We start from the raw sequence: 17,752 nt of genomic DNA, 5'->3' as shown, positions 1-17,752 counted from the left end.
CCGACGACTTCCGCTACGTCGCATTCCCGGCTGTCGCAAGACAACTTCAGGATGGGGCACGGCGGATCGCGGCGCTGGCATCGACTTCTTCGAGAGCCTCGCCTCGACGAGGCTTGCACTGGGAATCCCGTCGTGGTGAGATCGCGGCGAGAAGGCCCCTGTGGGCGCCCCGCGAACGACACCGAAGGGCATGTGCTCATGAATCGTCGTCATGTCCTCGGGATGGTCACGGGGCTCGCGGCCGCAGCCGCAGGGATCTCCTCGGCGTGCACGCGGCGTTCCGCGGATGCGCGGCTGGCGCAGGTGGACGTGCCGCGCGATGCACCGTCCGGAGAGGTCACCGCAGTGGTGGTGGAGGACGGTGATGTCCTGCGGCCGGTGATCCAGGACCTCTCCGGCACGGAGCTGTGGCGCGATGACCTGCCGCACGTGGAGCGCTGGTTCCCGGGGGTGCTGTGGGAGCAGGATGCGGATGTGCTGTGGATCCTCTCCACCGATCACGGCAACGGGAGCGTACGGCAGGACGAGGCAGGCGCCTGGGTGAAGACGATGGGGTCGGACGGCATGCCGGAGGACATCGCCGCGCTGGCGCGCTGAGGGGCCGCCCCCGCGAAGGACATATGGTCGACGGGTGCATGCGACGCTTCCCTGGTCCCCTAGCGCCCAGAGCGCCGTCTGGTCTATAGCCGTGCGCCGGCTGGGCCACGGCCCGGCCGCCACCGAGCCCCTCCTGCTCGAGCAGGATCCGGAGCGGGTGCTCGGCACCGCGAGCCTGGGCAAGCTGTTCCTGCTGCGCGCGGTCTCCGAGCGGATCGACCGCGACCGAGGTGCCGCGTCGCTGCTGCTGCCCCGCCCCGAGGGCCTGGAGGTGGAGGATTCGGGCCTATGGTGGCACCTGGCCGCACCGCGCCTGACCGTCGGGGATCTCGCCGTGCTGGTGGCCTCCTGCAGCGACAACCTGGCCGCCAACGCCCTGATCGACTGGATCGGACTGCAGGCCGTGCAGGACGTGGCCCGGCAGTGGGTCCCGGGCGGATCCACCCTCTGCGACTTTTTCCGCGGCCACCGGGGACCCGAGCACCCGCCGGAGGTGAGCGTCGGCTGCGCCCAGGACTATCTGCTGGTGATGGAGGACATCGCCCGCGCGGCGACCCCTGCTCTGGCGACCGTGCGCTCGTGGCTCCGCACCGGCGTGGACCTCTCGCTGGTGGCGGCGGCCGCCCGCCTCGACCCCCTCTCCCACTACCACCCCCGTGGCCTGGACTGCGTGAACAAGACCGGCTGCGACGTGGGGGTCCGGGCCGACGTGGGAGTGCTCACCTCCCCGGGGGGCATCCTCGTCTACGCGGTGCTCGCCTCCTGGGATCCGTCGGCGGAGGAGGGGACCGCGGAGGCGGTCATCGAGGACATGCGCCGTCTCGGGGGTCTGCTGGTCGAGCACATGGATCACGCGATGCCCGCCCGGTGACAGCAGGGGCCCGTCGTCCGCGGGCCCCTCACTCGCTCGCGACCAGGTGCTGCGCGAAGCCGGGCGCCGGGTGCTGCAGGAACTCCTCGAGCGGGACGTCCTGACGCACGCGGCCCGCCTCGAGCACCATCACTCGATCGGCGAGCGCCCGGATGTCCGCCAGGTCATGGGTGACGATGACGGCCGTGCGACCGGCGAGCTCGCGCGCCAGCAGCTCCCGCAGCTGCGGAGCGGACTGAACGTCGAGGGCCGCGAACGGCTCGTCCCACAGCGAGAGCTGGGGGCTGGTGGCAAGCGCCCGCGCGATCGCCGCCCGCTGCGCCTGACCACCGGAGACCTCGTACGGACGACGGCTGGCGAGCCGGCCCACCCCGACCCGGTCCAGCCAGGTCCGTGCCTGGTCCCGGGCCGCGGAGCGACCGGCTCCTTCCGCGCGGGGCCCGAACGCGGCGTTGCCCTCCAGGGTGAGGTGGGGGAACAGCAGGGGGTGCTGACCGAGCCGCGCGACCCGACGCAGATGAGGTGCGCGGGAGCGCACTGTGGTCACTCCGGGCCGCGCAGCCGATGGCTCCGTCCCCTCCGTTCCCGAGGCACGGCCGGTTGCCAGAAGCACGTCGTCGCCGAGGCGTATGTGCCCGTCATCGGCGGTGACCAGGCCGGCGAGCACCTCGACCACGGTGGACTTGCCGCTGCCGTTGGGGCCGACGATGGCGAGGGTCTGCCCGGGAGGCACGTGCAGAGCGAGGTCGACGCCGCGTTCGGGCACGACGATGCGGGCGTCGAGGGCCGGGGACGAGGGGGTGGCGAGGGCAGCGGGGGTGGCGGGGGCAGTGTGCTCCTCGACATCGGTCTGCTCATCAGCAGGAGCGCCGGCTGGCGCGCCAGCAGTGTCGTCGGCCGAGGAGGTGCGACCCAGGGAGCGGCGCAGCCCGCCGGCCCCCGGGGACCGGTAGGCGATGGCGACGATCACGGCGGCCACGATCACCAACAGCAGGCTCATGGCCACAGCGGAGTCCTGGTCGATCTCGCGGGCCAGGTAGATCTCCAGCGGCAGGGTGCGGGTGGTGCCCTGCAGGGAGCCGGCGAAGGTGATGGTCGCGCCGAACTCACCGAGCGCACGGGCGAAGGTGAGCACCAGCCCGGCACCGAGGCTCTGGGCCAGCAGCGGCAGTGTGATCGTCGCGAGGGTGCGGGTGGGGCTCGCACCGAGGGTGAGCGCGGTGGCCTCGTACGCGGTGCCGCGGGCGCGCAGCGCGCCCTCCACGGTGAGGATCAGGAAGGGGGCGGCCACGAACGTCTGGGCGAGCACCACGGCAAGGGTGGTGAAGGCGATGTCGATGCCGAGGGCCTCGGCGAGGGGGCCGACGAGTCCGCGGCGCCCGTACGTGGACAGCAGCGCGATGCCTCCGACCACGGGCGGCAGCACCAGGGGCAGAAGCACCAAGGTGCGGGCAACCCGCAGCAGCATCGATCCGGCGGGGGCGCGGGCCATCAGCAGCGCGACCGGCAGACCCACCAGCAGCGACAGCATGGTGGCGGTCAGTGCCGTGATCAGGCTGAGCCGCAGGGCGATCAGTGCGGAGGGAGCGGTGAGGCTCTGGCCCAGGGTGGACCAGTGCACGGTGGAGAGCAGTCCGACGATGGGCAGGGCCAGCACCGCCACGCACAGCAGGCCGAGGACCCGCACCCACCCTGGCAGCAGGGAGCCGCCGGGGGTCCGGAGCCCTCGAACTGGTGTCACGGCTGCTGGAAGCCGGCGTCGGCGAGCAGGGCCTGGGCCGGGTCCTGCCGCAGGAAGTCCACGAAGGCCTGGGCCTGCTCAGGCTGCCCAGTGGAGGCGGTGACGGCGGCCGGGTACTCGGTGCGGGCCTGGTCCGCGCCGGGCAGTTCGATCGTGGTCACTGCCTCGCCCGCGTCGGCGGCGTCGGTGGCGTAGACGATGCCGGCGTCGGCCTGGCCGCTGGTGACCTTGCCCAGCACGTCGGTCACCGAGTTCTCCTCACTGACGGGGGTGAGGTCGATGTCGGCGTTCGCCGCGATGGTCTGGGCGGCGGCGCCGCAGGGCACCTGGGGTGCGCACACCACCAGGTCGACGCCCGGGGCGGCGGCGCTCTCGAGGTCGGTGAGGCCGGCGGGGTTGTCGGTGGGGGCGATCAGCACGAGCACGTTGGTGGCGATCACGACGGGGGCGGCGGTGACGGTGCCGGCGTCGACGGCGCGATCCATGGTGGACTGGTTGGCCGTGACCAGCACGTCGGCCGGGGCCCCGGCGTCCAGCTGGGAGATGAGGTCGGCCGAGCCGGCATAGTTGAACCGCACCGTGACCTGGGGGTTCGCCTCCTTAAACTTCGTGCTGACCTCGTCGAACACCACCCGTAGAGAGGCGGCGGCGAACACCGTCAGCTCGGTGGTGGCACCGCCGGTGCCGGAGCTGCCCGTCGTGCTGGCGGGCCCGCAGGAGGCCAGCAGCAGCACCGGGAGCAGTGACGCAAGGAAGGGCCGTCGGCGCACGTCAGGCCCCCTTCTCGATGACCACGTTGGTGGACTTCACGACGGCGGTGGCGACCACGCCGGGCTCCAGGCCGAGGTCCCGCACGGCCTCGGTGCTGACCAGGGAGACCACGCGGTGGGGGCCGCACTGCAGCTCCACCTGGGACATGACGGTGTCGCTGAGGACGTCGGTGATGATGCCGACGAAGCGGTTGCGCGCACTGCGGCCCACGTCGGCCGGGTCGGCGGGCAGCACCGAGTTGTCGCGGGCAAGGCGGGCCAGCTGCAGGCCGTCCACGGTGGCGGGGGTGCCCGGGGAGCGGGTGAGCAGCCCCTGGTCGATCCAGCGGCGCACGGTGTCGTTGCTGACGCCCAGGAACCGCGCCGCATCAGAGATCCGAATCTGCGCCATCATCGCCTCGCTTCTTCCGCATATGCGGAACAGTGTAGGTGAGAACTGCATCCTTGGGTGGCAGGCTCCGGTGCTATCCGAGCCTCCGCTTCAGCTCGGCGATGAATAATGGCAGATCCTCGTCGATGGTGTTCCACAGCAGCACGGAGTCAACATCGCCGTACCCATGCGCGAGGCGATTGCGCATGCCGCGAACCGCTACGAATGGCAGATCTGCATTCGTGGCCGGGAACCCCGCCGGGAGGTCCTCGAGGACGGCCTGGAACTGAATGATCAGGTGGCAGGCAGCCGACTGGAGAACCTGGCTCTTTACATCCGGGGCACAGAACGCTCCACCCCCATGCGCACGGATGTAGTCCACCTGAGCAGAGATCTCGTCAAGAGCCGAACGAAGCTCATCCAGGCTCGGCCGATCATCCGTCATGTCAGCGCAACAGCTTGCGCCCGGGCGTGATCAGCAGCCCGGCCACGCGCCCCGAGCGACATGACATCAACCGGAACCCCCAGCTCATCGGACAGCTCCAACTGGGCAGCGATCAGATCGAAGTACGAGGCAGCCGACTCGAACTCGACAAGGAGGTCCACATCTGATGCGCGCGAAGTCGTCCCTCGCGCCACCGAGCCGAAGACGAGCACCCGACCGGTCCCGCGGTGCTTCTTGACCACGGAGCGGATCCGCGGCGCTGCAGCACGGACATCCTGGAGTGTCACGGTCGGCTGATGCGTCACGACCTCAGCGTCCATGGCTTGAGCATAGACCGCATGCCGTGATTCCAGCACCGAACTGCCTTCATGCCGACCTCGAGCGCCCCGTTCCGCGGTACCTGCACGACCAGCATCATCTCCGGTGGCGGCGCGGACAGGCCGGCGACGCTCTCCGTCCGCCCCACCCCGTACCGCTACCATCGCTCTCAGCTCTGCAGAGCAGAGATGAGCCGTCGTCATCATGCGATGGTGCGATTCTCCCCGCAGGCGCGGGGATGCAGGACCGTTCGAGGACGACGACCTGATCCTCCAGGGTGTGCTCCCCGCAGGCGCGGGGATGAGCCCGATGCGGACTCGAACGTCGACGCGGACGCGTGGTGCTCCCCGCAGGCGCGGGGATGAGCCCTGCGACTGCTCGCTCATGGAGCGGTAACGCGGGTGCTCCCCGCAGGCGCGGGTGTGAGCCAGGAACACTCGTCGGACTCACGCACTCACGTACTCACGCACTCACGCTCAGCGTCGACGGCCCGCGCGCCGAGCGGCGCACGTGGATCTGCTCGGCGATGCGGTTCTTCATCTCACCGACGTGGGAGACCACGCCGATGGTGCGGCCGTGCTCGGCCAGGCGGTTGATCTCGGCGATCACGCGGTCCAGGGCCTCGGGGTCGAGGCTGCCGAAGCCCTCGTCGATGAACAGGGTGTCCATCTGCACGCCGCCGGCCTCCGCGGTGACCAGTTCTGCCAGGCCCAGGGCGAGCGCGAGGGACACGAAGAACGTCTCCCCACCGGAGAGGGTCTCGGGGCGGCGGGCCTCATCGGTGCGATGGTCGATCACCAGCAGGTCCAGGCCCGTCTTGCGGGCGCCGCGCTTGCCGGTGTCCCGCATCAGTTCCAGGGTGGATTCGGAGAACTGGGCCAGGCGCACGTTGGCGGCGTCGATGACCTCCTCGAAGCGGCGCATCAGCACGTAGGTGGACAGCTGGATGCGGTCCCCGTCGGAGGAGCGGCCGGTGGCGAGATCTGCCACGCGCACTACGGCGCCGGCCTTCTCCCCCACTGCCCGGACCTGTGCGATCGCGGCGTCCAGGCGGCTGCGGGCACCGGTGGTGGCCTGGGCGGTGGCGGTGCAGCGGCCGGACTCCTGATCGGCGGTGGCCGTGGCGGCCTGGGCCAAGACAACGGCCTCCCGGGTGGTCTCGACCAGCGTCGCTGCGGCCGTGCGGGCCTCGTCGGAGGGATCGGCCTCGGCCACGCCCTCCTCCCGCATGCCGTCGGCGAGGCGGGACTGGTCGGTTGCGCGACGGGTCAGCAGCGCCTCCAGTTCCTTGCGGTCCCCCTCCGGCAGCACAGCTGCGCGTACGGCCTGCTCGTTCTCGAAGGGCCCCAGCTCGACCTCTGCGGCGAGCTCCTGGGCGCGGGCTGCGGCCTGGTCCACCGCCACCAGCGCCTCCCGCAGCGCCCGGCCGGCGCGGGCCCGGGCCGTGTGGGCGGTGCGCCGCTCCTGCACGGATCCGGCCTCACCGCGGGCCTGCACGACCCTGGCCTCGTCCTCTTCGACGGCGGTGGCCAGGGCGGTCAGGGCACTGGCCTCGCCCTCGATGGCCACGGCCTGCTTCTCCCGGCGGGCGCCGAGGGCGCGTGTTCCCTCGTCGTGCTTCTCCAGCTCCGTGTCGCGCCTGGCGGCCTCGGCCTGCCGGTCGCGGACGGCGCGGAGTGCCTCGGCCGCCTGCTGCTGTGCGGCCCGGGCGGCATCGACCTCGAGCCCGCCTGACTGCTCGCGGGCCTGCTCGTGACGGCTGGTTGCCAGCGTCAGGGCCTCACGGGCGGTTGACGCTACCTGCTCCGCCTGCCGGCGGGCCTCCTCGGCTGCCTCGACCTGCTCGGCACCGACGTGGTCCGCCCCGGCCTCGGCCAGATCGGGGTGTGCGGTGGCGCCGCACACCGGGCATGGATCGCCCTCGGCGAGAGTCATGGCGAGCTCGGCGGCCAGCCCGGCATTGCGGCGGCGACGCAGCTGCGCCTCCTCCTCACCAGCGCGATTGGCAGCCGACTGCGCCTCCTTGGCCGCGGCCCTCGCCGCGGCCACTTGTTCGGCGAGACGGGCGGCGGTGCGGGCCTGCTCCAGCCGGGCGGCGGCCTGATCGGCGGCGGTCTGGGCATCGCCGAGACCCTCCCCGGCGGCGCGGGCAGCATCCCGGGCGGTGACCAGGGCAGCACGCACCTGGGGGCGGGCCTGGATCTGGGTGTCGAGGTCGGCGAGTTCGGTACGGACCTTCTCCAGTGCGGTGCTGCGCTGCCGAAGGTCCTTCTGCCTGCCGGGAAGGTCCTTCTCCAGCTGGACCAGGGCACTGAGCTCACCGGCCCGGGTGGTGGCCTCCTCGACCGCGGCAGCCAGCGCCTCCAGCGCGCCCGGGCCTGCAGCGAGGTCGATCAGCTCGGGGTGGTCCTGACGGTGGCGGGACAGGGCGGCATCCCGTTCCTGCTCCCGGGCCTGGAGGTGGGTGCGAGCCTGGTCGCGTCGGGCGATGGCCCCGGCGATGGGCTGGGCGATGCGGTCGTGGTCCAGGCGGGTGCGAGCGGTGGTGGCGGCCTCCTCCTGGGCGGTGAGGGCGGCGGCCAGCTGGTCGAGGGTGCGGCGGCGGTCTATCCGCTGCAGGCCGGTGGTGGCGGCCTCCGCGGCGCTGCGGGCCTGGCCCTCCTGCGCACGGGCCGATTGGGCTCGGCCTGCGGCTTCCTGGGCGGCGCGGGCCGTGCCCTCGCCGATCTGGTCGGCCTGAGCGGTGAGCTCCTCGAAGCGGTGGGCGCGGGCGTGGCCCTCGAGCTCGGTGCGGGCGTCGTCCTCCTCCAGGCCGGAGGCCTCGATGAAGCGGGCCAGGGCCTGGTCGAGGCCGGCGGTGGCGGCGTCGACCTGCTGGGCAGCCTCGCGGCGCATCTGCTCGAGCTGCTTCTCGATGTCCTCGTAGATCTCGGTGCCGAACACGCGCTGCAGCACGGCCTGCCTGTCGCCGGTACTGGCGCGCAGGAAGCGGGCGAACTCGTTCTGGGGCAGCAGGACCGTCTGCGTGAACTGGGCGCGGGTGAGGCCCACGGCCGCGCCGATCTCGCGGCCCACCTCGTCCAGCCGGGAGGCGATCGGGGTGAGGCCGGCGCCCTGGTCGGCGGTGTCGGCGAGCACCTCGTCGATCAGATCGGGGGTGCCCAGGCGCCACAGCAGGGCCTTGGCGTTCTCCTTGATGGTGCCCTCGCCGCGCTTCTTGGGCCGGTGGTACTCGGGCTGGCGCAGCACGCGGTACACGCCGTGGGTGGTCTCGAAGACCAGGTCGATGACGCTGGGCGTGGTGGGCTCGGCGAACTGGGAGCGGACGCGCTCCCCGCTGGCACCTTCCCCGGCCACGCTGCCGTACAGGGCGTAGACCACCGCGTCCAACACGGTGGACTTGCCGGAGCCGGTGGGGCCCTCGAGCAGGAACATGCCGCTGGCACCGAGGGCGGCGAAGTCGATGCTGACCTCGTCGCGGAACGGCCCGATGCCCCGCATGCGCAGGTGATGGAGCTTCATGAGGCCTCCTGCCCGCGGGTGCGCACGGTGCGGTAGGCGTCCTCGAGCACCTGGTGCTCGGCCTCAGTGGGCTCACCGCCGGTGACGAAGGCGAGGAACTCGTCCATCACCTCCACCGGGTCGGCGTCGCGCTGCACGGTGGGGGTGATGGCGGTGGAGGTGCGGCCGGCGGGCTGGTGCTCGGTGTGCAGCAGGTGCGGGTATCGGGCGCGCAGACGCTCCAGCAGGTGGGGTGGGCGGGAGGGATCGGTGACGATGGCCTTCAGCCAGTCCTCGCCGTGCCCGGGGGCGCGCTCGAGGATCTCCTCCAGGGTGCCGCGCAGCTCGGTGAGGCGGCGGGGCACAGGGGTGGCGATGCGCTCCACGCTCACCTGGCCGGGCTCTCCCAGTTCCACCAGCAGCACGGACTTGCGGTGGTTCTTCTCGGAGAAGGAGAAGGCCAACGGGGAGCCGGAGTACCAGGCGGTGGTGCCCACAGTGGCGGAGAGGTCCTGGCAGCCGTGCAGGTGGCCGAGCGCCACGTAGTCCACGCCGCCCAGCACCCCGGCGGGGACGCTGTCCACACCGCCCACGGTGAGGTCGCGCTCCGAATCCGAGCTCTGGCCGCCGGTGACGAAGGTGTGGGCCAGCACCACGGACCGCGGGCGGTTCGCCCCGGGCTCACCGGCTTCGGTGTGGGTGGTGATGCGTGCGCGCACGCGGTCCATCGCGGCACGGGTGACGGCCTCGTGGCTGCGGGCCAGGGGCAGCTGCCCCTCCCCCGCCAGGGCGGTGCGGGCCATGTCCGGCTCCAGGTAGGGCAGACCGAAGAACAGCACCTCGCCGTGCTCATCGGGCACCTGCACGGGGTGGTCCAGGCCGGGGACGTCGGCCAGGATGTGCACGCCGGCCCGCATCAGGGCGGAGCCGAAGCCCAGGCGGTCGGCCGAATCGTGGTTGCCGGGGGTGAGCACCACGGTGGTGACCTCCGCCAGGCGCGCCAGGGTGGATCCCAGCAGGCGCACCGACTCCACCGGCGGCACGGCACGGTCGTACACGTCACCGGCGATGACCACCACGTCCACCTGGCGCGCGACCACCAGGTCGAGCAGCCAGTCGTGGAACTCCGCCTGGTGGGCGTGCAGGTTCTCCCCGTGCAGGGTGCGCCCCAGGTGCCAGTCCGAGGTGTGCAGGATTCTCATGGGGACCACGCTAGAGCCCGGGGCTGACGAACGACGACAGCAAGCACACAGCGCAGTGCCCGGCAGGAGTACGCGGATCTCGTCCCGTACCGGAACACGTGAGTCGCGCGGTACTGCCCCCTGTGGCAGACCGCTGGGTTGCGGCTGCAGCGCTTGCCCTGGGCGCTCCCCTGCTCTCACGCGATGGGATCTACGCGAACGAACCGGGCCTCGCGCTGCTGTGGACGGCCGCCGGCTCGCGAGCGGGGCCACCCAACCGCGCCAGGATCTGCTTGGCCGCCACGTCGGCCCCGGCCAGAAGCGGGGACGGCACCCCGGGTGAGGCGCCGATGGCGCTGCCCGGCTGGGTGCTCCCGGCGGGGATGCCCAGCACCACCACGCCGCGGTCGATGCTGCCGTCGGCCGCCACCAGGTTGTGGCCGACGAGCACGCTCTCGTCCACCTCCGCAGCGGTGGCCTCCATGCTGTGGGTGGGGATGCCGTCCACGCTGTGGATGCGGGCCCGGCCGGTGCTGAGCAGTGCCTGCAGCAGCGGATCGGAGGTGGCCGGCACCTGCCCCTTGGACATGCGGGTCTCCAGCAGCACGCGCGCACGGGCCTGCCTGCCGGTGATGGCCGACGTGGCGACGAAGCACTCCTGCTCCTCGTCGACCGCGACGTGGAAACCGGGGCCCAAAAGGTCGATCACCCCGGCCTCGATCAGTGCGAGCATCAGTCGCGCCCTGTGGGCCGGGGGCCCGGAGGCGAGCGCCAGACCGTCGGCGTCGAACCTTCCCAGCACGTCCCGGGCAAGGGACTGCCCGCTGAGTGCACCGGAGGCGGCCAGGCGCTCCACCTGCACGCGCAGCGCAGCCATGGCTGCGTTCACGGCGGCCCGCGGGTGGCGATCCGGATCGGACATCGAGCCCAGCTCGTCCTCGACCAGGCGGGCCACCTGCGCCTGCCACTGCTCGGCGGTGACGGTGCGGCCCGCGGTGGGCCGGTGCAGCTCCCCCACCGTCCATGACCAGCGCGGATCGGTGATCGCCCAGCTCAGCACCGCATCCACGGCTTCCGTCACGGCCGCACCGCCCGGCGGGGCCGCACTGCGCTGCTGGCCCGCACTGCGCTGCTGGCCCGCACCTCCCGGCTGGCCCGCACCGCCCGGCTGGCTCGTGTCGTCCGCTCCCACCGCATCGAGCGCTGCCGGCCACCCCTCGGCGACCACTGCGGGCATGTACTGCTCGAGCGCCTCCAGGTACACGCGGGCGAACTCGCGGGCGATCTGCGGCCACACGCGCTGCCCGAAGTTCACGCCCCGCTCCGTCGCAAGGCCCGCGAACCACTCCGGGGTGGCCCACCGCGGGGTGAAGCCGCGGGTGGGCCGGCCTCCGTCGGGCTTGGAGCGGTAGGGCACGCAGCGGCGCGAGCCGACCACCAGGCGCGGCTCACGCCCGCTCGGCAGGTACCGCAGGCGGCCGGTGGGATCGGCGGGAATGGCCTCGACGCGGCCGCCCCAGTCCTCCACCAACTGCCCGATCACATCGAAGAAGTTCGCTCCCAGCCCCCTGACCAGCACGTCCTGCCCGGCCGGCAGTCCGGTGAAGCACCGCTCGGCGGGCATGCCCGGCGGCACGTACCGCAGGCCATGACGGTGGGCGGCCGCGGCGAGCGCGGACTCCTCCGTACCCGGCACCGCCTGCACCATGCCCTGGGCCAGCACCACCGTGGGCGCGCTCAACCGCCGCCCTCCGGCGAGCACCACCACGCGATGCTCCCCCTCGTGCTGGAGATCCACGGCGGTGTCCACGATCTTCTCGACCTGCAGTTCACCGCTCGCGGTCGCGGCATCGAGCTGGTCGCGGAAGTACACGCCCTGCAGGCGCCGGGTGGGGAACGAGTCCGGCCCGAGCGCGGTGGCCTCCTGCACCACCCAGTCCCCCACCCGGTGGTGACCGCGCTGGGCGACCGAACGGGCCCAGGCCACCAGGTCGGGACCGGGCGCGGCCGGTCCGCTCATACGGGTGCTGTGATCGGGATGAATCGTGGTGGCGCGGGCCTGGGTGTTGTTCAGGTAGGCGGCGGGCTGGTCGATCAGCCAGGTGGCACCGGGGCCGACGGCCAGGGCATCGACCATGGCCAGTCGCAGCGGGGGCGCAGGACGCTTGGCCGATGGTCCCGCGCTCGGCGGTGCCGGGCGGCCGGCCGACAGATCATGCACTGACGCCGTCGGGTTCCCTCCTGCCTCGGAGGTGCCCGCACCCGCCCGCAGGCACGCGAGGGTGCGCAGCACGGTGGCCACCCCACGGGGCCCACCGCCCACGATCACCGCGTCGTAGCTGCCGGTGGGGCCCGGGGGCGTCGCCTCGTGCGGGCTCCGTGGAGGACGGTGGCTCATCGGCCGACCGGCTCCGCCCGCTCGAGCCCGGCACCGGTGCGTGGTGCAGCGGGGCGGGGCGCAGAGCCCGGGGTGGTGGCCGCATCAGCAGACGCGGAGCCAGCGGCGCGTGGCGTGGCCGCGCGCGGAGGCGTCAGGGAAGAACGTGGCATAGCTGCATGCTATGCACACTCAAAGGATCCCTTTGACGTGGTCTGTCATGTGAGTTCACGCTCGTAGGAGGTTCCGGCGTCGTGCGCCGTTCCGGCGTCGGCGCCGCTCTGGTCCGCCCGTCGACGCGCTATCTCCAGGCGCGGCGGGCCGAGGCGCTGGCCAGGTCCACCAGCAGCGAGAGCAGCAGCAGCGCGATCACCACGGTGAGCATCCCGGAGTAGTCGAAGGAGGCCCGCTGGGACTCCAGCACGCGGCCCAGTCCCCCAGCGCCGACCACGCCCACCACGACGGTCTCGCGGATCGCGATCTCCCACCGGTACAGGGCATAGGCGGTGAAGCGCCCGGCGACCAGGGGCAGCACCCCGTAGACGAAGGTGGTGATGCGTCCGGCGCCCAGCAGCTGCAGGGACAGGACGGGGCGGCGGTCCATCGTCTCCAGCACTTCGGTGAACAGCCTGCCCAGCACACCCGCGTTGTACAGGCCCAGGGCCAGTGCGCCGGGCAGGGGGCCCGGCAGCACCACGAACAGCAGCAGCAGTGCCCACACGGGCGGGGAGATCGCGCGGATGGTCAGCAGCAGCACCCGGCACAGTGCGGCCACGGCCGCCCGCACGGGTCCGTCCCCCACCTGGTGCACGCCCAGGAACGCGGCGACCACGCCGATCCCGCTTCCCACCACGATCGCCAGCACCGACATCTGCACGGTGGCGGCGGCATCACCGAGCAGGTCCGCCCAGGTGGAGGGCAGGCTGGGTGGGATCGCGTCGGCCAGCATCGCACCGGCGCGCTCCCAGGTGCGGGCGCTGACGAGCCGGGCGAGGTCCGGTCGCAGGTACAGCAGGGACCCCACCGTCAGCGCCGCCCCCAGCAGCAGGGAGGTGCGCTTCCAGCGGGCGCGGCCCGGGTGGCGCAGGCTCGCGCTCCAGCGGTCGAACAGCCAGCCCAGTGCGATCAGTGCGTAGATGAGGGTCCACATGCGCTCGTAGGCCAGGCCCTGGAACGCGGTGATCAGCTCGAAGCCCAGACCGCCGGCTCCGATCATGCCCAGGATCACCGCGGAGCGCAGGGCGCAGTCGAAGCGGTAGAAGCCGTAGGCCAGCAGGTCGCCCCAGATGCGCGGCAGGGTGGCGTACACGAACGCCAGGAGTCTCCCAGCCCCGGCGGTGATCAGGGCGTCGTAGGGGCCGGGCGGGGTCTCGTCGATGATCTCGGCGTACACCTTGGCGGTGATCACGCCGAAGGGGATCGCGAGCGCCAGGATCCCCACCAGCGGGTCCCGGCCCAGGATCACCAGCAGGATGATGCCCCACACGGCTTCGTGGATGCCGCGTGGGATGCCCAGTGCGATGCGGGTGAGCAGCCAGCCCGGTGCCCGGGAACGGGGCCCGCGCACCGGTGCGCCCCGGCCCGGCGCACGCCCGCCGCGCTGCCACCAGGCCTCGCTCATCAGCACCCCGCCCACCAGGCCGGTCAGCACCGCCAGCACCGTGCCCAGCAGGGAGAAGGCGATGGTCACCAGGGTGGCGTCAAGGGTGCGGCGCAGGAAGTCGGCGGAGAGATCAGGAGACAGCGCGGCTGCGAAGAAGGACCGCAGGGAGGGCCAGCCGGGCGGGTTCAGCACGGGTTCGCGGCCGATGCCGGAGCCCCACAGCGACCAGGCCACCAGCAGCACCGCGCCGGCCACCCACCAGCGGCCGGGGCGGGAGGCAGCGCGAAGGCCAGAGCGGGAGCCGGCGCGGACGGGTGCGGGGGAGTCGGCCCGCGAGCCCGCGAGGGAGTAGGCCGACGAGTCGGGGCCGCGCCCGGCCGGGCCCTCCTCCTCGGACCGCTCTCCCACTCCGGCGCGGGCATCGGCCTGCGGGCTCATGCCGGCAACCGGTACAGCTCGTCGCGGTGCTGGTCGGTGACCTCTGGGGCGGGCAGGTCGAAGGCGATCCGGCCCTGTCGCAGGCCGATCACGCGGTCGCACATGCCGCGGGCGATGTCGAAGTCGTGCAGGCTCACCAGCAGGGCGCGGTCTCCCTCGCCCACCACGTCGGCGAGCAGGCCCATCACCACGCGGGCGCGCTGCGGGTCCAGGCTGGAGATGGGTTCGTCCGCCAGCACCAAAGCGGGATCCTGCACGATGATGCGGGCCAGGGCCACGCGCTGCTGCTCCCCGCCGGAGAGGCGCTCGGTGCGGGTGGCGGCCAGCTCCTCGATGCCCAGGCGGGACATCGCGGCGTGGGCGGTCTCGACCTCCAGTGGCCGCACCAAGGAGGCCAGGGACCGCCACAGCCCCCAGTGGCCCAGGCGGCCCGCATTGACATTGTGGATCGCAGCCAGCGGCCCGATCAGGTCCAGGCGTTGGTGGACGGTGCCGATCCGGGCGCGCACCGTCCGCATCCGGCGCCGGCTCGCCACCCCCAGGTCGGTGCCGAGCGTGGTGACGGTGCCGCTGCTGGGGGTGATGGAGCCGTTGGCCAGGCCCAGCGCGGTGGACTTGCCGGCGCCGCTGGGTCCCACCAGGGCGACCTTCTCCCCGGGGTCGACGGTGAAGGAGGCATCCAGCACGGTGCGGGTGCCGTAGCGGACGGTGACGCCGTCCAGCTGCAGGGCGGGCGGTTCAGCGGCACTCATCAGCCGATCAGCCCCAGCTCGCGGGCGACCTCCTCGATCTGCTGGTAGTCCTCGGCCTTCGCCGGGATGAAGGACTGCGCGCCGTAGAACTCGGCGATCGCACGGCCCTCCTCGGACTCGTGCATGGTGAGCATGGCGTCGGTGAGCTGCTGGGTGAAGCCGTCGCCGAAGCGCTCGTCGGCGTCGCCGCGCAGCAGCCAGTGGTAGTCATGGAACTCGGGCGAGACCAGCACCTCGATGACCTTGTCGGTGTCGATGCTGCCCTCCTCCATGCGGGCCTGCCACACCTGGCTGTTCAGGGCACCTGCCTCGTAGGAGCCGGAGGTGACCAGCTCGATGGTGGAGTCGTGGGAGCCGGAGAAGCCGGGCTCCCCGGCCAGGTCGGATTCAGCCACGCCGGCCTGGGACAGGAAGTAGGAGGGCATCAGGCGGCCGGAGGTGGAGGTCTCCGAGCCGAAGGTGAAGCGCTTCCCGGCCATCACGGACAGTCCTTCCACGGAGTCCACCGGGCTGACGCCGGCCTCCGCGTTGGCGATGAACACGCTGGTGAAGGAGGGGTCGATGTCGCGCTGGGCGACGATGGTGGCCTCCGGGTTCTGCAGCTGGGCCTGCACCCCGGTGAGGCCGCCGTAGAACACCAGGTCCAGGTCGCCGGCACCGAACAGGCTCACCGAGGCGGCGTAGTCCGGCACCGGTACGTACTCCACGTCGATGTCGAGCACGCTCGCGAGGTGGGCGGCGAATGCCTCCTCGCGCTCGGTGAGGGCGTCCGGGTCCTGATCGGGGATGGCGCTGATGCGCAGTGGCTGGCCGGAGCCGCCGCCGGCACCTCCCCCATCGGCCGAGCCGTCACCGCCGCCGGTCGAGCAGGACGCGGTGAGCCCCACCCCCGTGACCGCGGCGCCGGTGAGGGCAAGACGGGCAAGGGCGGCGCGGCGGGTGAGCATGGTTCTCCTTCGGTGCGGTCGCGTGGCGGCGTCTGTGCTTCGTCGGCTGGTCGACGGAGCCTGCGCGTCTGTGCCTGCGCGACGGCGCGCGGGCCGACGAGTGACCACTGTGACCTGGTTCTCGGGGCGTACCAGGCATCCTATGACGGATTCCGGAACGGGGGCACCGTGTGTGCCTGGGGGGCGCATGCTGGCAGCTCATTGCCGCCAGGCACGAACCGCCCAATGCCGCATCTGGCGACTCAGCCGGGTCGTCGAGCGGGTCGACGAGCTGATCGACCGACTCGATCGGCCGGGTCGAAGCGGCGGTCCTGGAGTTTGCGTGACCATCGGTCGACGTCACCGGTGCTGACGTGCACACTGCACGGTCCGTCAGCGTGCTCGTCACCGGCGCGAGGCCAGCACGATCCCCCGGTACGCCACACCGATCGCGACCAGCGCCAGGCCGGCCGCCAGGGTGCTGCCGGGCAGGGCCGCCACCAGCAGCAAGCAGCCCACCAGCCCCATCACCTGCAGGGCCTTGGGGAACAGGCGGTGCTCTTCGGTCTGGGTGAAGGCGGCGATGTTGGCGACCGCGTAGTACAGCAGCACCCCGAAGGCGGAGGCGGTGATCGCCACCAGCACGTCGGAGGCGAGCACCACCAGCAGCACCACGGCGATCCCCACGGTGATCTCGGCCCGCTGCGGCACCGAGAACCGCTGGTTCACGTGGGCCAGGGGTCGCGGCAGGTCACCCTCGCGGGCCATGCCCAGCATGGTGCGGGACACCCCGGCCACCAGGGCCAGCAGCGCCCCGGCGGCAGCGGCGGTGGCACCGATGGTGACGATCGCCTTCCACATCGCGCCCGCGCCGATCTGGTCGAGGGCGGCGATGAACGGAGCAGGCCCCCAGCCGTGGGCGCCGGGGGCGGGGCCGATGAGGACCAGCACCAGCGCGAGCAGCATGTACAGGGCGAACACGGCGCCGAGGGCCAGCAGGATCGCGCGGGGGATGGTGCGGCGCGGCGCGGTGACCTCCTCCCCCAGGGTGGCCACGCGGGCGTACCCGGCGAAGGCGAAGAACACCACGGCGGCGGCCTGGACGATGGCGAGTCCAGCACCGAGCACTCCCCCGGTGCCGGCACCGAGCACCGCCGCCAGCCCCCCGTCCCACAGGCCCGTGGAGGCATCGGCGAGGGGCCCGGGCACGGGGGCGGCGAAGCCCGCTCCCCCATCGCCGCCGACGACACCCACCAGCAGCCGCACGGCGGTGACGCCGAGCGCGATGAGGGCGATGGCGACCAGGATGCGGGCCAGGCCCGCGGTGCGGGTCACACCCACCAGGTTCACGGCGGTCAGCGCCACCACCACCAGCGCAGCGACGGGCCGCTGGTAGGCCTCGGGCACCAGGTAGGCGGCAACCACCAGGGCCATGGCGGCGCAGGAGGCCGTCTTGCCGATCACGAAGCACCAGCCGGCCAAGAATCCCCACCACTCGCCCAGCTGCTGGCGGCCGAAGAAGTAGGTGCCGCCGGAGGTGGGGTACTGGGCGGCCAGCTGCGCAGTGGAGGTGGCGTTGCCGAAGGCGACCAGTGCCGCCAGGGCCACGGCCAGCAGCACGGCGGGGCCGGCGAGGTCCTGCGCCGCACCGAGGGCCACGAACACGCCGGCGCCGATCATCGAGGCCAACCCGATGACCACGGCATCGCCCAGGCCCAGCCGTCGGGCGAGCTCAGCGGGGGCAGGTGAGGAGGTCATGGAGCCTTCTGTCGTGGCGGGGGCACGGGAGCGGGTGCTCGTCGGGCGGGAGAGGGCGGAACGAATCGGGCCCGGGCCGAGCGTGCGCCCGAGGCGGGCGTGCA

Annotated in this window: 14 protein-coding genes; 2 read left to right on the top strand and 12 right to left on the bottom strand. The window is 72.5% G+C overall.

Going from position 1 to position 17,752, the window contains the following annotated elements; genetic code table 11:
• Positions 1-198 precede the first annotated feature (198 nt).
• Positions 199-597 carry a hypothetical protein gene (locus M4D54_RS07280; protein ID WP_193866934.1) on the top strand — a complete coding sequence of 133 codons (399 nt, stop codon included), beginning with the start codon at positions 199-201 and terminating at the stop codon, positions 595-597.
• A gap of 91 nt (positions 598-688) precedes the next feature.
• Positions 689-1,468 carry a serine hydrolase gene (locus M4D54_RS07275; RefSeq protein ID WP_259890822.1) on the top strand — a complete coding sequence of 260 codons (780 nt, stop codon included), beginning with the start codon at positions 689-691 and terminating at the stop codon, positions 1,466-1,468.
• Positions 1,469-1,496: 28 nt separating this feature from the next.
• Here the strand turns inward: M4D54_RS07275 and M4D54_RS13815 are convergent, their stop codons facing one another.
• From M4D54_RS13815 to M4D54_RS07210, 12 genes are all read right to left on the bottom strand, one after another.
• Positions 1,497-3,209 carry an ABC transporter permease gene (locus M4D54_RS13815; RefSeq protein ID WP_311199688.1) on the bottom strand — a complete coding sequence of 571 codons (1,713 nt, stop codon included), beginning with the start codon at positions 3,207-3,209 and terminating at the stop codon, positions 1,497-1,499.
• A complete protein-coding gene (gene modA / locus M4D54_RS07260; RefSeq protein ID WP_193866937.1) occupies positions 3,206-3,979 on the bottom strand; it encodes a molybdate ABC transporter substrate-binding protein in 774 nt (257 codons plus the stop codon). The genes M4D54_RS13815 and modA overlap by 4 nt, the downstream gene beginning before the upstream one ends.
• A gap of 1 nt (position 3,980) precedes the next feature.
• Positions 3,981-4,370 (bottom strand): molybdopterin-binding protein, encoded by a 390-nt coding sequence (locus M4D54_RS07255; RefSeq protein ID WP_193866948.1) that lies wholly within the window; start codon positions 4,368-4,370, stop codon positions 3,981-3,983.
• Between the two features lie 73 nt (positions 4,371-4,443).
• On the bottom strand, positions 4,444-4,794 hold the full coding sequence (locus tag M4D54_RS07250) for a DUF86 domain-containing protein (RefSeq protein ID WP_193866938.1): 351 nt from the start codon (positions 4,792-4,794) through the stop codon (positions 4,444-4,446).
• Positions 4,791-5,114: a nucleotidyltransferase family protein gene (locus tag M4D54_RS07245; RefSeq protein WP_193866939.1), complete on the bottom strand. Its 324-nt coding sequence runs from the start codon at positions 5,112-5,114 to the stop codon at positions 4,791-4,793. Before M4D54_RS07245 ends, M4D54_RS07250 begins: the two co-directional genes overlap by 4 nt.
• Before the next feature lie 460 nt (positions 5,115-5,574).
• Positions 5,575-8,634: an AAA family ATPase gene (locus M4D54_RS07240; protein ID WP_193866940.1), complete on the bottom strand. Its 3,060-nt coding sequence runs from the start codon at positions 8,632-8,634 to the stop codon at positions 5,575-5,577.
• Positions 8,631-9,815 carry an exonuclease SbcCD subunit D gene (locus M4D54_RS07235; protein WP_193866941.1) on the bottom strand — a complete coding sequence of 395 codons (1,185 nt, stop codon included), beginning with the start codon at positions 9,813-9,815 and terminating at the stop codon, positions 8,631-8,633. Before M4D54_RS07235 ends, M4D54_RS07240 begins: the two co-directional genes overlap by 4 nt.
• 190 nt (positions 9,816-10,005) lie before the next feature.
• A complete protein-coding gene (locus tag M4D54_RS07230) occupies positions 10,006-12,192 on the bottom strand; it encodes an FAD/NAD(P)-binding protein (RefSeq protein WP_193866942.1) in 2,187 nt (728 codons plus the stop codon).
• A 280-nt stretch (positions 12,193-12,472) separates the two neighbouring features.
• Positions 12,473-14,212, bottom strand: coding sequence for an ABC transporter permease (locus M4D54_RS07225; protein WP_228020266.1), 1,740 nt, complete (start codon positions 14,210-14,212; stop codon positions 12,473-12,475).
• Positions 14,209-14,964 carry a phosphonate ABC transporter ATP-binding protein gene (locus tag M4D54_RS07220; RefSeq protein ID WP_193866943.1) on the bottom strand — a complete coding sequence of 252 codons (756 nt, stop codon included), beginning with the start codon at positions 14,962-14,964 and terminating at the stop codon, positions 14,209-14,211. The genes M4D54_RS07225 and M4D54_RS07220 overlap by 4 nt, the downstream gene beginning before the upstream one ends.
• A complete protein-coding gene (locus M4D54_RS07215) occupies positions 14,964-15,911 on the bottom strand; it encodes a putative selenate ABC transporter substrate-binding protein (protein ID WP_193866944.1) in 948 nt (315 codons plus the stop codon). Before M4D54_RS07215 ends, M4D54_RS07220 begins: the two co-directional genes overlap by 1 nt.
• Positions 15,912-16,295: 384 nt before the next feature.
• A complete protein-coding gene (locus M4D54_RS07210) occupies positions 16,296-17,648 on the bottom strand; it encodes an APC family permease (RefSeq protein WP_193866945.1) in 1,353 nt (450 codons plus the stop codon).
• Between the last annotated feature and the right edge of the window lie 104 nt (positions 17,649-17,752).

This window comes from Brachybacterium sp. p3-SID1565, from assembly GCF_025143785.1.
Lineage (GTDB): Bacteria > Actinomycetota > Actinomycetes > Actinomycetales > Dermabacteraceae > Brachybacterium > Brachybacterium epidermidis.
This window is presented reverse-complemented; position numbering and strand designations above follow the sequence as displayed.